This is a genomic window from Sphingopyxis sp., assembly GCF_050916055.1.
GTDB lineage: Bacteria > Pseudomonadota > Alphaproteobacteria > Sphingomonadales > Sphingomonadaceae > Sphingopyxis.
Map to the genome: position 1 here is coordinate 3,216,323 of NZ_CP051527.1, position 13,749 is coordinate 3,230,071.

17 protein-coding genes are annotated in these 13,749 nt (G+C 68.2%); 7 read left to right on the forward strand and 10 right to left on the reverse strand.

Translation table 11 applies throughout. The annotated features are described in order from the left end of the window. The first annotated feature begins 2 nt into the window (after positions 1-2). The 7 genes from HEQ22_RS15755 to HEQ22_RS15785 all read left to right on the forward strand — a co-directional run bounded on the left by HEQ22_RS15755 (position 3) and on the right by HEQ22_RS15785 (position 6,661). Positions 3-1,112: a flagellar basal body P-ring protein FlgI gene (locus HEQ22_RS15755; protein WP_432768782.1), complete on the forward strand. Its 1,110-nt coding sequence runs from the start codon at positions 3-5 to the stop codon at positions 1,110-1,112. Continuing rightward, entirely contained in the window at positions 1,109-1,423 is a 315-nt protein-coding gene (locus HEQ22_RS15760; protein WP_432768783.1) for a rod-binding protein, read from the forward strand. Before HEQ22_RS15755 ends, HEQ22_RS15760 begins: the two co-directional genes overlap by 4 nt. Beyond that, positions 1,420-2,745 (forward strand): flagellar hook-associated protein FlgK, encoded by a 1,326-nt coding sequence (gene flgK / locus HEQ22_RS15765; RefSeq protein WP_432768784.1) that lies wholly within the window; start codon positions 1,420-1,422, stop codon positions 2,743-2,745. Before HEQ22_RS15760 ends, flgK begins: the two co-directional genes overlap by 4 nt. 11 nt (positions 2,746-2,756) lie before the next feature. Next, positions 2,757-3,587, forward strand: a complete 831-nt coding sequence (locus HEQ22_RS15770) for a flagellin (protein ID WP_432768785.1) — start codon at positions 2,757-2,759, stop codon at positions 3,585-3,587. A 99-nt stretch (positions 3,588-3,686) separates the two neighbouring features. Beyond that, a complete protein-coding gene (gene motA / locus HEQ22_RS15775) occupies positions 3,687-4,550 on the forward strand; it encodes a flagellar motor stator protein MotA (protein WP_432768786.1) in 864 nt (287 codons plus the stop codon). Beyond that, on the forward strand, positions 4,550-5,413 hold the full coding sequence (locus HEQ22_RS15780; RefSeq protein WP_432768787.1) for a flagellar motor protein MotB: 864 nt from the start codon (positions 4,550-4,552) through the stop codon (positions 5,411-5,413). The genes motA and HEQ22_RS15780 overlap by 1 nt, the downstream gene beginning before the upstream one ends. Positions 5,414-5,596: 183 nt before the next feature. Beyond that, positions 5,597-6,661, forward strand: a complete 1,065-nt coding sequence (locus tag HEQ22_RS15785) for a sigma-54 interaction domain-containing protein (protein WP_432768788.1) — start codon at positions 5,597-5,599, stop codon at positions 6,659-6,661. Between the two features lie 156 nt (positions 6,662-6,817). Here HEQ22_RS15785 and HEQ22_RS15790 read toward each other — a convergent pair whose 3' ends face one another. Genes HEQ22_RS15790 through HEQ22_RS15835 form a run of 10 tightly spaced genes read right to left on the reverse strand, consistent with a single transcriptional unit; the run spans position 6,818 to position 13,741 of the window. After that, positions 6,818-7,207, reverse strand: a complete 390-nt coding sequence (locus HEQ22_RS15790; RefSeq protein ID WP_432768789.1) for a flagellar protein FliS — start codon at positions 7,205-7,207, stop codon at positions 6,818-6,820. Positions 7,208-7,216: 9 nt separating this feature from the next. Continuing rightward, on the reverse strand, positions 7,217-8,590 hold the full coding sequence (gene fliD, locus HEQ22_RS15795; RefSeq protein ID WP_432768790.1) for a flagellar filament capping protein FliD: 1,374 nt from the start codon (positions 8,588-8,590) through the stop codon (positions 7,217-7,219). Between the two features lie 53 nt (positions 8,591-8,643). Next, positions 8,644-9,783: a flagellar type III secretion system protein FlhB gene (flhB, locus tag HEQ22_RS15800; protein ID WP_432768791.1), complete on the reverse strand. Its 1,140-nt coding sequence runs from the start codon at positions 9,781-9,783 to the stop codon at positions 8,644-8,646. A gap of 4 nt (positions 9,784-9,787) precedes the next feature. Next, positions 9,788-10,567: a flagellar biosynthetic protein FliR gene (gene fliR / locus HEQ22_RS15805; protein ID WP_432768792.1), complete on the reverse strand. Its 780-nt coding sequence runs from the start codon at positions 10,565-10,567 to the stop codon at positions 9,788-9,790. A 5-nt stretch (positions 10,568-10,572) separates the two neighbouring features. Then, positions 10,573-10,842 (reverse strand): flagellar biosynthetic protein FliQ, encoded by a 270-nt coding sequence (locus HEQ22_RS15810; RefSeq protein ID WP_432768793.1) that lies wholly within the window; start codon positions 10,840-10,842, stop codon positions 10,573-10,575. A 4-nt stretch (positions 10,843-10,846) separates the two neighbouring features. Next, on the reverse strand, positions 10,847-11,617 hold the full coding sequence (gene fliP, locus HEQ22_RS15815) for a flagellar type III secretion system pore protein FliP (RefSeq protein ID WP_432768794.1): 771 nt from the start codon (positions 11,615-11,617) through the stop codon (positions 10,847-10,849). Then, the gene (locus HEQ22_RS15820; RefSeq protein ID WP_432768795.1) at positions 11,607-11,882 is read right to left on the reverse strand and encodes a flagellar biosynthetic protein FliO; all 276 of its coding nucleotides are present in this window, start codon (positions 11,880-11,882) and stop codon (positions 11,607-11,609) included. The genes fliP and HEQ22_RS15820 overlap by 11 nt, the downstream gene beginning before the upstream one ends. Further along, positions 11,882-12,220 carry a flagellar motor switch protein FliN gene (fliN, locus tag HEQ22_RS15825; protein ID WP_432768796.1) on the reverse strand — a complete coding sequence of 113 codons (339 nt, stop codon included), beginning with the start codon at positions 12,218-12,220 and terminating at the stop codon, positions 11,882-11,884. The genes HEQ22_RS15820 and fliN overlap by 1 nt, the downstream gene beginning before the upstream one ends. Beyond that, complete coding sequence (locus tag HEQ22_RS15830; RefSeq protein ID WP_432768797.1) at positions 12,213-13,139, reverse strand: flagellar motor switch protein FliM; 927 nt, start codon at positions 13,137-13,139, stop codon at positions 12,213-12,215. The genes fliN and HEQ22_RS15830 overlap by 8 nt, the downstream gene beginning before the upstream one ends. Next, entirely contained in the window at positions 13,136-13,741 is a 606-nt protein-coding gene (locus tag HEQ22_RS15835; RefSeq protein WP_432768798.1) for a flagellar basal body-associated FliL family protein, read from the reverse strand. Before HEQ22_RS15835 ends, HEQ22_RS15830 begins: the two co-directional genes overlap by 4 nt. Between the last annotated feature and the right edge of the window lie 8 nt (positions 13,742-13,749).

A 13,749-nucleotide genomic window follows, 5' to 3' on the forward strand; every position in this document is an offset into this window, starting at 1 on the left:
CGGTGGCCAGTCGTCCCGCTCTCATCACCCTGCTCGCCATCCTGCTCGCCAGCCTCGGCTTCGCGGCGCCGGCATCGGCCGAACGCATCAAGGACATGGGCCAGTTCCAGGGCCTGCGCGCCAACCAGCTCACCGGATATGGTATCGTCGTGGGTCTCGCCGGTACCGGTGACGACAGCCTCGATTATTCGACGCTGGGCATGAAGGGCGCGATCTCGCGCTTCGGCCTCACCCTGCCGCCGGGCATCAACCCGTCGCTGAAAAATGCCGCGGCGGTGATGATCACCGCCGAACTGCCGCCGTTCGCGAAGCCCGGGCAGCGCCTTGACGTCACCGTATCGGCGATCGGCAAGGCCAAGAGCCTGCGCGGCGGTACGCTCGTGCTGGCCCCGCTGTATGGCGCCGACGGCCAGATTTATGCGATGGTCCAGGGCAACCTCGTCATCGGCGGGCTCGGCGTAGATGCCGCCGACGGATCGAAACTGACGGTCAATGTGCCGTCAAGCGGCCGCATCGCGAGCGGTGCGACGGTCGAGCGCGCGGTCGACACCGGCTTCACGGCCAGCGACTGGCTGACCTTCAACCTCCACCAGTTCGACGCCACCAACGCCAAGCGGGTGGCCGACGCGATCAACCTCGCGATTCCCGGCAGCGCCTCGATGATCGACGGCGCCAGTATCGCGATCCGCGCCAGCGGCAATGGCGACGAGCGGATGCGGCTGATGTCGCGGATCGAGAATCTGGGCGTCGACCGCGCCGAACCGCCGGCCAAGGTCATCGTCAACGCGCGCACCGGCACCGTCGTGATCAACGGCGCGGTGCGCGTCGGCACCGCCGCGGTGACCCACGGCAAGCTGACCGTGTCGATCAAGGAAAGCCCGACCGTCGTCCAGCCGGCGCCGTTCAGCCGCGGCGAAACCGCGATCGAACCGTCGAGCGACATCGTCGTGACCGAGGATGCCCGCCCGGCGTTCCTGATGACTCCCAATGCGTCGCTGGCGGAACTGGTCGATTCGATCAACCGCCTCGGCGTGTCGCCCGGCGACCTCGTCGCCATCCTCGAGGCGCTGAGCCAGGCCGGCGCGCTCACAGCCGAACTGGTGATCATATGACGACGCCAATCTCTTCAACGTCGGCAGCCCCGGTCGCCGCGTCCGGTCTCTCGGGTGCGGGCGGCGGCGACGGGCTGCGCAAGGCGGCCGAGGCCTTCGAGGCGGTAATCCTCCGCCAGCTGATGGGCTCGATGCGCCAGGCCAAACTCGGCGACGATATTTTCGGGTCGAGCGCGACCGACAATTTTCGCGAAATGGCCGATGCGCGGACCGCCGATTCGATCGCGTCGCTACGCCAGTTCGGCATCGCCGCGATGGTCGAGGCGCAGTTCCGCGCCCGCGCCGCCGATCCGGCCGGAGGCGGGCAATGAGCGATCTGCTGGGCATCGGCGCGAGTGGGCTGCGCGCCTATTCCAGCGCGCTCGCGACGGTGGGCGACAATATCGCCAACGCCCAGACGCCGGGTTACGCCCGGCGCACGCTGCAACTTCGCGAGGCGCTGGGCGCCGGCGACACCGCGCTGATCCGCGCCAACGTCCGCCCCGGCGGGGTCGCGATCCAGGGGATCGACCGTGCCGTCGACGGCTGGCTGATCGACGACGCGCGGCTGTCGTCGGGCGACGCGGCGCGCGCCGGCACCCGGCTCGAATGGATGAGCCGGGTCGAAGGCGCGCTCGGCGACGATGCCAACGGACTCGCCACCGGGCTGACGACGCTGTTCACCACCGCCGACCTGCTGACCGCCGATCCGACCAACCCCACGCTGCGCAGCCAGTTCCTGCAGGCGGTTGACGATGTCGCGGCGGGCTTCAGCGGCACCGCGCAGCAGCTGGCCGGCATGTCCGACGGCGTTGCCGACGCGGCCACCGCCGAAATCGACCAGTTCAACACGAACCTCCAGGCGCTCGAGGCGATCAACGTCGGGCTGCGCAAGGCGCGCCCCGGCTCGACCGGCGAAGCCAGCCTGCTCGACGAGCGCGACCGCCTGCTCGACCAATTGTCGGGGCAGGCCGGGGTGACCGCGAGCTTCGACGATCGCGGCGCGGCAACGCTGCGCGTTGCAGGCTCGGGCGACCTGCTCGTCGGCGGCGGCGCGGTGAATCCGGTCGCGGTGACCGCCGCTGGCGACGGCCGGCTGTCGTTCACCGTCGGCGGCGACGCCTTCACGACCGCGTCGGGCTCACTCGCCGGGCAGGCTGAGGCGGCGAACCATGTCGCCGACCAGCGCGCCGGGCTCGACACGCTGGCGGTGCAGATATCGGGCCAGCTCAATGCCGCGCACCAGTCGGGTTTCGACGCCGCCGGCAATCCCGGTGCGGCGCTGTTCACCGGCACCAGTGCCGCGACGCTGACCGCCGCACCGCTCGCCGCCGCCGACGTTGCGGTCGCCGATGCGACCAGTGCGAACGGCAACATGTTGGCGTTCGGCGCGATGCGCGGCGCCACCGATCCCGAATCGGCGTGGGCGGGGCATTTGTCGGCGCAGGCGCAAGGCACGGCCGCGGCGCGCGCGCAGGACGCCGCGGCGACGACGCGCAGCGACGCCGCCAGCGCGGCACGCAGCAGCGTCAGCGAGGTCGATCTCGATCGCGAGGCGGCGGACCTGCTGCGCTTTCAGCAAGCCTATTCGGCCGCGGCGCGCACGATCCAGGTCGCGCGCGAAACCATGCAGGCCCTGCTGGCCGCGATCTGAGGAGAGACGCCATGATCAATGCCACCGGCAACCGGATGATGCGCGAGATCGCGCGCCAGTCGACCCTCGCCGACCAGATCGAACGCACCCAGGGACAAATCTCCAGCGGGGTGCGGCTTCAGCGCCCCTCCGACGATGCCGTCGCGGCGCAGCGCATCGGCGCCATCGGCAAGGCGCAGGCGAGCGCCGCCACCTGGGCGCGCAACGTCGGCACTGCCGAGGCGCAGGTGTCGCAGGCCGACGTCGCGCTGGCATCGACCGCCAACCTGCTGATCCGGGCGCGCGAACTGGCGCTCTCGGCCGCCAACGGATCGACCAATCCGGCCGACCGGGCGACGATCGCCGCCGAACTGTCGGTGATCGCCGCCGAGATCGACGGCCTTGCCGCGTCGCGCGATTCGAACGGCGAGCCGCTGTTCGCCGCTGCGAATGCCAAGCTCGTGCGCTTCGATGCCGACACCAGCTTTGCGCCGGTACCGTCGGCGGCCGAGGCGTTCGTCGTCGGCGGCAACGGCGTCGCGACAGGGCTGCGCGACGCCGCGGCGGCGATCGCGGCGGGCGACACTGCCGCAATCGGCGGCGCACTCGACACGCTCACCGCCGGCATTTCGCATATCGCCGACCAGCGCGCCGCCATGGGGCTCGCGGCGGGGCGGCTCGAGCGCATCGGCGATGCGCTCGCGAGCCGCGGCATCGCGCTGACCGAGGAACGCTCGGCGCTCGAAGACACCGACCTGTCGGTGGCGATCGCCCAGCTCAACGCGCAGAATCTGACGCTCGAGGCGGCACAGGCGGCCTTCGCGCGGATCAATCGCCAGAGTTTGTTCGATATTTTGGGCTGAGCGCTCAATCTCGCGGCCGCGCTGCCGTTAATCATAGCGATGACCCTGTTTGGCGGGACCCCCGTGCCGCCCTTACTTTCCGATTGGAGTTGACCCCGCATGTTTCCCGTCATCGGCATCGTCGTTTTGATCCTGCTGGTTTTCGGGGGTTTTGCGCTGACCGGCGGCAACCTCGGTCCCGTCATGCACGCGCTGCCGCACGAGATGCTGATCATCGGCGGCGCCGCGGTCGGTTCGCTGATCATCGGCAATTCAGGCAAGGACCTGAAAGCGCTCGGCGGCGGCATGGCCAAGGTGTTCAAGGGCCCGACCTATCAGAAATCGGACTATCTCGACTGCATCCTGCTCGTCTCGACGCTGATGAAGATGATGCGCACCGAGGGACCGGTCGCGGTCGAACCGCATATCGAGGATCCGGCGAACTCGCCGATCTTCCAGCAATATCCAAAGCTTTTGAAGGACGCGACGCTCGTCCACCTGATCTGCGATACGCTGCGCCTCGTCGTTGTGTCGTCGGGCACGCTCGATCCGCACGCGGTCGAGGAGGTCATGGACAATGCGGTGAAGAGCCACCACCACCATGCGATCAAACCCGCCGACGGACTCCAGAGCCTCGCCGATGCGCTGCCCGCGCTCGGCATCGTCGCCGCGGTGCTCGGGGTGGTCAAGACGATGGGGTCGATCGACAAGCCGCCCGAGGTGCTCGGCGGCATGATCGGTTCGGCGCTCGTCGGCACCTTCCTCGGCGTGCTGCTCGCCTATGGGCTCGTCGGGCCGTTCGCGACGCGCGCGCGCACCGTGATCGAAAGCGATGCCGCCATCTATCACACCGTCAAACAGCTGATCATCGCGTCGCTCCACGGCCATCCGCAGCCGCTGGTGATCGAAGCGGCGCGCTCGGGCGTCGATCATCACAACCAGCCGAGCTTCGCCGAGGTGTTCGACGGAATGCGCGGTCGCTGATGGCTGCACGCCCGAACCTGCCGCGGCCGATCATCGTCAAGAAGATCGTCGCCGCGCCGCACGCCGCGCATCATGGCGGCGCGTGGAAGGTCGCCTATGCCGACTTCGTGACCGCGATGATGGCCTTTTTCCTGCTCATGTGGCTGCTCGGCGCAACGACCGAGAAGCAGCGCAAGGCGCTCGCCGACTATTTCGCGCCGACGATCGTTCAGGCCAAGCAGGACGCCGCGGGGTCGAAGGGCTTGTTCGGCGGCGATTCGCTGGTCGCGGCCGACAAATATCCGCACGGCGCCGCGCAGACCGGCACCAAGTCGATGACGATCCCGCGCGATGCCACTGGCGGGCCGCGCGAAGCGTCGGGCCGTGAGCGCGAGAGCGAGCGGAAGCGGTTCCAGCTGCTGGCCAAGACGCTGGTCGACAAAGTCCGGTCGAAAACCGAGCTGCGGCGCCTTGCGCGCAACCTGCGCTTTTCCGAAACGGCCGAAGGGCTGCGGATCGACGTTGTCGACGATGCCGATTTTTCGATGTTCGCGATGGGGACCAGCCAGCTGACCCCCGCCGGCGCGCAGCTGTTTCGCGAAATCGCCGGCCTCGTCGCCGCGTCGCCGAACCAGGTGATGATCCGCGGCCATACCGATGCCGCGCCCTGGTCGGCGACGGCGGGCACCAACAACTGGCGCCTTTCGGTCGACCGGGCCGAGGTGACGCGCCACTATCTGGAGTTTCGCGGCATCGCCGCCAACCGCTTTTCGCGCATCGAAGGCGTCGCCGATCGCGAGCCCTATGTGCCGTCGGACCGATTCGATCCGCGCAACCGCCGCATCTCGATCACGCTGGGCTGGCGGATGGCCGGCGACAATTAGTGCCAGTTTGGCAGCATCGCGGACCGTTCATGACGCGAATGCGCCGCGATTACATCCAATCTGGCAATAACCCTTTGTTTTGAAAGGGTTAGGTTGGTGTGGCTAATCTTTTGTTTACCATTTCCGTCAATCACTGGGTCCATCGAAAAGGCGCCGTATTCGGGGGGCGCGGTGGAGACTGAAATGACCAAGGTGGGGCAGACAGCCGGCGACCAGGCCGGGCTCGAGACGCTGATTATCGGACATAGCGCCGCGGTGATCCGCCTGCGCGACATGATCCGCCGCGTGGCGCGTTCGAACGCATCGGTGATGCTGTGCGGTCCTTCGGGATCGGGCAAGGAACTGGTGGCGCGCGCCATCCACGAAGAGGGCGTTCGGACGGGCAAGCCCTTTGCCGCGATCAACTGCGGCGCCATCCCCGGCGAATTGATCGAATCCGAACTGTTCGGCCATGAAAAAGGCTCGTTCACCGGTGCCACCGCACGCCGCGCCGGCCATTTCGAGGCCAGCGAGGGCGGCACGATCTTTCTCGACGAAATCGGCGACATGCGCTTCGACATGCAGGTCAAGCTGCTGCGCGTGCTCGAGGACCGGACGATCGTCCGCGTCGGCTCGAGCGAGGTGCGCCCCGTCGACGTGCGTGTCATTTCGGCGACGCACCAGGACCTCGATGCGGCGATCGCCGAGGGCAAGTTCCGCGAAGACCTGTTCTTCCGGCTCGGCGTGGTTGTGCTGCAGGTCCCCAGCCTCGCCAGCCGCGCCGAGGATATTCCGGCGCTGATCCGCCATTTCCAGCGCAAGATGCCCGCCGACGCCAAATGCCGGTTCGACGAGGCAGCGCTGGCGGTGCTGATGCAGCATGGCTGGCCGGGCAACGTCCGCGAGCTGCGCAATTTCGTCGAGCGCGCCAGCGTGCTGCACGGCGGCGAAACGCTCGGCGTCGACGATGTCATCATGCTTTTGAACCCCACCGCAGCCTTTGCACCGCGGCGCGCTGTCCCCAGCAGCCCTGCCGCGGTGCAGGCCAGCGGCGACGACGCGGCATCGACGCAATATGCCAAGACCCCCGGTCCGGGCCGCCCGATCGACCTCAAACGCGAGATCGAGACGATCGAGCTCGAACAGATCCACGTCGCGCTCGATCTGGCCGACGGCATCATTTCCGAAGCGGCGCGCCTGCTGACGCTGAAGCGCACGACGCTGATCGAAAAGATGCGCAAATATGGCGTTTCGCAGCAGGCGGCATGACCGCGGCTGCCAAGAGTTTCAGCACCCGCTGAAAAAAAGGGGCTCTGGTCCGCCCCTCCCACGCCCGGCCGCCCGTCCCCACCTGGGCGGTCGGGCAACCAGGGCCTCCATCGATCTTCTTCTTCGCGGCCGCGGGCCGTCCCGGCACCCGACAGGCTAGCGCAGCTGGCGCCACGCGTCGCTGACGGTCAAAATTCCGTCGAGCAGTTCGGCCAGCGCCGCTTCGCTGTTCGCGGCGACCGCCTCGTCGAGCTTGCGGCGCATGCTGCGATAAACGCGCGACAGCGCCTCGGCGACCCCGCCCCCGGCCTCGCGATCGAGCCCGCCGTCGAGCGCGATCAGGATCGCGCGGGCGCGGTGCGCCGGGTCGGTCGCCGACACCCGCTGCCCCTGCCGCACCATCGCACCGAGCACCCCGACCGCGACCTCGAGCTCGTCGTAGAGCATCGTGACCAGCTCATAAGGATCGGCCGCGGCAGCGCGGCTTTCATGCTGCAAGCGGCGATAAAGGCCGGTCGCGCGGACGGTCGAGGCGGTGGCGGGCACGGTGGGACCTTAGTTGTTCTGGTTGTTCCACATCTCGATCTGCTGTTCGAGATAGGATTGCGTCGCCTTGAACGCGGCGAGCCGCGCGTCGAGCGACCCATATTGTTTCTCGAGCCGGGCGCGATAGGCGTCCTCGCGCTGCTCGATCTTTTCGAGCGTTTCGGTAAGCGTTTCCTGCTTGGCGTCGAGCGACCGGCTCACCCGGTCGAGCACCCCGTCGGTCGCGATCGCCTTGTCGCGGATCGCATCGAGGGTGACGGCGATGCCGGGGTCGGTCGCGACCGTATGCGTCGCGTCGCGGCGCGGGTTGAACAGCGCCTCGACCGCGCCGGCGTCGGTCGCCAGCGCCTTTTCCAGCTTCACGCTGTCGATCGACAGCAACCCGTCGCGGGTCGTCGAAATGCCGATGTCGCTCAGCCGGTTGATCGTGCCGTGGCTGGTCACCACCTGGCTGACCATCCCGGCAAGGTCGCGTTCGAGCTGGCGCAGCGCCGCGCCGCCGCCGGGCATGTCGGCGGCCGAGGTCAGGCTGGCCTTGAGCTGGTTATAGACGGCGACGAAATCGCCCACCGTCTGGCGGATCATGTCGAGCGGGCGGCTGGCGCCGATGTCGACCGGCTGGCCGGGCGCCGCTTTCTTCAGCGTCAGCGACATGCCGGGGACGACGTCGTCGACGATGTTGGTCGACCGGCTGAAATCGACCCCGTCGAGGCGGAACATCGCGTCGAGCGCGGACTGGCCGAGCGTCATGCCGCCACCCGATCCATAAGCGAAGGTGGCAAGATTGGGATCGGCGCCGGGGTCGGTGGTTAGGGTGAAGCCGTTCGACGCGCCGGTTGCGCCCTTCAGGATGATGCGGTGGCCGCCCTCGTCGGCGACGATCGACGCGGTGACGCCGCTGCCGGTCGCGTTGATCGCGTTCGCCAGCCCGTCGAGGCTGTCGGTCGCCGCGGCGATCGTGATCGGATAGTCGGTGCCGCCGACGCTGAGCGTCATCAGGCCCTGGCCGATCGCCGCGGCGCGGTCTGCGACCACGCCCGAATAGGCGGTCTGCGCGCGCGCGAGCTGGGTGACCTCGATCGAGGCGGAAAAGCTGTCGGCGTGGAGTCCGGCGCGCGCGGTCGCCGCCAGCACGCTGTCGTCGGACACCGTCGGGGTGCTGCGCAGGGTGCCGTCGGCGACCATCTGCGACAGCGAATCGGCAAAGCCTTCAAGATCCGCCTTGGCCTGCGCGACGGCGCTGATCCGCGCCTGGTTCTGCCGGGTCTGCTGGGTGATGCGTTCGACCTTCGGCTCGCGCGACGCGGCGGCGAGGTCGGCGACGAGCTGGCTGACGTTGATCCCCGATCCCATGCCGAGGCTGCTGATGATATTCGTGGTCATGGCACCGTCCTTCGACCTGTTAACGGCGGCGCGCGGCCGATATTAAGCGCGGTTCAGCCCGCGCGGCGTCCGTCGGGGTCGAAATGGTGCGAGGCGGGGACATCGATCGCCGGCGGGGCAAGACCTTCGGCGACGGCGCGTTCGAGGCGGAAGACGAAGGCGAGCACGGTCGCGACCGCGACGAACAGCTCTTCGGGGATCGCGCGCCCGGCGCGCGCGGTGAAATAGATGGCGCGGGTCAGCTGCGGATATTCGAGCAGCGGTACGTCGGCGCCGCGCGCGAGTTCGCGGATCGACAGCGCGACATCGCCGCGGCCGCGCGCGACGACGACCGGCGCCGCATCGATGCCGGGGCGATAGCGCAGCGCGACCGAAAAATGGGTCGGGTTGGTCAGCACGACGGTCGCTTCCGATACCGCCTTGCGCGCCGAGCCGCTCAATATATCGTGCGCGCGCTGGCGCTGCGCCTGCTTGAGTTCGGGAGCGCCGTCGGACTGGCGCATTTCGTCCTTCACCTCCTGCTTGCTCATCATCAGCCGCCGGGTTCGTTGATACCATTGCGCCGGCACGTCGATCAGCGCGATCACGACCAGTCCGCCGGCCAGCGTCAGCAAGGCGTGGCCGATGGCTTGGCCGGCGAGGCCGATCGCGCCGGTGAGGTCGCTCGCGGCGAGCGCCATGATCGCCGGCAGCGCTTCGGCGACGAGCAGATATCCGATCGTGCCGAGCAGCAGCACCTTGGCGAGCGCTTTCCCGAGCTCGGTTGCGCCCTGCGCCCCGAACATGCGCTTGAGCCCGCTCATCGGGTTCATGCGATTGCCCTTGAAGGCGAGCGCCTTGCCGCGCCAGCCGATCGAGCCGAGCATGGCCGGGGTCGCGATCGCGGCGCCGAGCGCCAGCGCGAACAGGCTGGCGAGCGGCAGCAGCACCTCGGCGCCATTGCGCATCAGCGCCTCGCCGGGCGCGAAGTCGTGAATATCGGCGGCGCTCAGCGTCAGCCCGCGGCGCAAAAGTTCGCTCGCCGATTCGACGAACCAGCCGCCCGCGGCGATCGTCCAGCCCGCGGCGGCCAGCATCATCAGCGCGGTCGCCAGCTCGCGCGACATCAGCACATCGCCCTCGCGCGCCGAATCGGCGAGCTTCTTCGCCGTCGGCTGTTCGGTCTTCTGGTCGCGTTCGGTCGTCCCGGACATCGGGTCAGCCCCGCGCCAGCATCCGCGCCGCGTCGAGCGCGTCGGACAGGAAGCGGGCGATCGCCTCGGCCATCACCGGCGTCGCGACGCCGAGCAGGACGAGCCCGGCGAGCAGTGTCGCCGGAATGCCGACCGCGAACAGGTTGAGCGCCGGCGCCGAGCGGCCGATCACGCCCATGATGATCTGGACGAGGATGAGGACGAAGCCGACGGGCAGCGCGATCGACAGGCCGGCGACGAACATCAGGCTGGCGAAGCGCAGCACGCCCTCAATCGCGGTGAAGGAAGGAAAGGCGTTGCCGGGCGGCAGCGCGCTATAGCTGTCGACGATGATCCCGATCAGCAGCAGATGGCCGTCGGCGGCGAGGAAGATCGCGGTCGCGAGCATCGCAAGGAACTGGCCGATCGCCGAACTCGACGCGCCGCCGAGCGGATCGACCATCGAGGCGAAGCCCAGCCCCATCGCGTTGCTGATCGCCTCGCCGGCGAGCAGCGCGGCGGCGAGCCCCATCTGGAGCACAAAGCCGATGCCGAGCCCGATGACGACTTCGCCGAGGATGAGCAGCAGGCCGGGAAAGGACACGATCCCGCCCGGCGGCAACGCCATGCCCGATGCCGCGACCGCCGGCACCCCGACCGCGAGCGCGATGACGAGGCGAAGCTGGACCGGCACGTTGGCGGCGCCGAACACCGGCGCGGCCAGAAAGGCGGCGCCCGGCCGGATCATCCCGAGCATCCACAGCTGGAGCATCGCCTCGACGTTGGGAATGTCGGCGGGGTTCATGTGGGCTAACGCACCAGGCCCGGAATTTGCGCGTACAGGTCGCGGGTGAAATCGGTCAGCAGCACCAGGATGCTGCCCCCGAAGATCGCGAGACAGATCGCCGCGAGGATCAGCTTGGGCACGAAGGTCAGCGTCTGTTCGTTGATCGAGGTCGCGGCCTGGACCATGCCCAGCAGCACCCCGATGACGAGCACCGGCAGCAGCAGCGGCGCCGAGGCGAGCGCGAGAATCCACAGCGATTGCTGCGCCACCCCGATGAAATAGTCGGCTTCCATCCCGCTAACTCACGAACGAGGATGCGAGCGAGCCCATCGTCAGCGCCCACCCGTCGACGAGGACGAACAGCAGCAGCTTGAAGGGCATCGAGATGATCGTCGGCGACAGCATCATCATGCCCAGCGACATCAGCGCCGACGCGACGATCAGGTCGATGACGAGGAAGGGCAGGAAGATCAGGAAGCCGATCTGGAACGCGGTCTTGAGTTCGCTGGTGACGAAGGCGGGCAGCAGGATCGAAAAGGGGACGTCGGCGGGGCGCGCATAGCTCGGCGCCTTGGCGAGATTGGCGAACATCATCAGATCGGATTTGCGCGTCTGCTTCATCATGAAGCCGTGCAGCGCATCGCCCGATCGCGACACCGCTTCGCCGATGTCGATCTGTTCCTGGCCATAAGGTTCGATCGCGACGCGGTTCACCTCGCTGATCACCGGCTGCATGATGAACAGCGACAGGAACAGACTGAGGCCGACGAGCACCTGATTCGGCGGCGTCTGCTGGAGCCCGAGCGCGTGGCGCAGGATCGACAGCACGATGATGATGCGGGTGAAGCTGGTCATCATCAGCAGCAGCGACGGCAGCACCGTCAGCAGGCTCATCAGGACCAGGATCTGCAACGACAGCGACAGCGGGCGGCCGTCGCCGCCGATTTCGGACACCGCGCGGCCAAGGCCGTCGGCGGTCTGCGCGTGGGCGGCGGGCGCGAAAGCGAGCAGCGCGAGGCCGCCGATCAGCGCCGCGCCGCGCAGCCAGGTGCGGCGATCAGTCGGCATGGAAATCGCCCTGGCTGTTGTCGGCGAGGCGGGTGATGCCGCTGCGCGACACCGCGACCAGGATCTGCTGGCCGGCGAATTCGACGACCGCGAGTTTCGATCCCGGGCCGAGCGGTAGAACGCCGACCATTTCGACCGCGCGCGGCTGGCGCGGGCCGGCGAGCGGCACGCCCATCTGGACGCGCTTCCACAGCCACAGGCTGCCCCAGGCGAGGCCGCCGACGAGCGGCAGCAGGATGAGCAGGCGCAGGAAATATTCGAGCATCACGCCCTCCGGTCGAAGCCGGCGAGGCCGCGGTCGGGCGCCACCACTTCGGCGATCTGGACGCCGTAGCGGCCATCGACGCTGACGATCTCGCCCTTGGCGATCAGCGTCCCGTTGGCATAGATGTCGAGCAGGTCGGTCGCAGCGCGATCGAGTTCGATCACGCTGCCCTCGGTCATCGCGAGCAGGTCGGCGAGCGTCATCGACGTTGAACCGACCTCGACCGACACGCGCAGCGAGACGCCGGCGAGCAGGTCGTAATTGGGCGCGGCCGCCATATCCTTGGTGTCGCGGCGATCGCGGGGCGCCGCCCGCGGGGCGTCGGCGATGTCAGTCATGGTCCGGTCCTTCTTCGATATGATCGATCATGATCGCGGCGTTGCCATTGGCTTCGCCGATGCTCCCGGACGCAAAATTGCGGCCGGAAACGGTTACTGGAACATTGCGCGGAATGGTTAACGGAATGATATCACCGACCTCGAGCGACAATAATTTTATCAGGCTGATCTCGGGCCGGGCGAGCACCGAACGAACCGGCAGCCGCACGTCGCGCAGCGCTTTGCCCAGCGCCGCGGCCCAGACCGGGTCGGCGGCGCTGTCCTGCGTGTGGGGCAGCGGCTCGGCCCCGGCGATGCCGCGCAGCGCGGCGAGCGGATAGGCGCAGCTGATCGTCCGCCCCTCGAAAGGGGCGCCGCGCAGGGTGAAGCGCTGGACGAGCATCTCGTCGTCGGCGCGCACCGCGGCGAGCTTGGCGGGGTTGGCGGTGACGCAATCGAGCGCGGGTTCGATCGGCAGCTTTTCGGCCCAGGCGGCGGCGAGCTGCAATCCCATGTCGCGGCCGAGGCGCGCGGCAAAGCGGTCCTCGGCATCGGTCAGCTCCTCGCGCTCGGCGGCGAGCTGGCCCTTGCCGCCATAAAAGATGTCGACGAGCTGGAGGATCAGCGGGCGCGACGCGGCGAGCAGCACCGGTCCCTTGAGCGGCGGCGCATGATAGCGCCAGAAGATCGCCGGCGCGGCGTCGTCGCACCAGGCGGCAAAGCGCAGCTGCGCAGCGCCGGCGGGTTCGACCTGCACCGCGGGGGCGCCGAGCGCGCGCAGCAAGTCGCGCAGCGAGCGCGCGAACCGGGTCGCGACCGCATCGAGCGCGGGAAAGGCATAACCGTCCTCGGCCTTGCGCAGCAGCAGCGACGCGTTGGCGTCGGCCGCTGCGCGCGCGGACGCCGCGACCGGTTTCGGGGGTTTGGCGGCGATCGTCACTGGATCACCAGGCTGGTGAAATAGACATTGTCGATGCCGCCGAAGCCTTCCTTTTCGCGCAGCAGATCGTTGATCGCGCCGGTCAGCTGGCGCTGCAAGCGCTGCTTGCCCTGCGAGGTCGAGAGCAGCGCCGGATCCTGTTCGGCGAGCACCATCAGCACCACCGAGCGGATCGGCACCGCCTGGCGCTTGATGTTGTTGATCACCTTGCCGTCGTAAAAGGTCGACAGGCTGATCCCGACCTGCAGGAAACCCGATCCGTCGGCGAGGTTCGTCGTGAAGGCGTCGGTGATCGGATAATAGGTGATCTCATATTTGCGCGGATCGACCTTATATTTGTCGTTGGGGACCGACACGGTGCCGACCTTCGGGGCGGCGGGTTCGTCCTCGCCTTCGGCGGGCGCCGCGTCGCTGTCTTCGCTGCGCAGCACCAGCTTGGGATAATGATCCGCGGGCTTGGCTTCGTGCGCCGACAGGGCGCCGAAATAGATGCCGGCCCCCGCGCCGGCGCCGATCAGCACGACCGCGCCGATCGTGATGAACAGCAGCTTCTTCAGCTTGCCCTTTTTCTTTGGCGTCTCTTCGACCTTGTCCTTGCTCATGGCTTGGC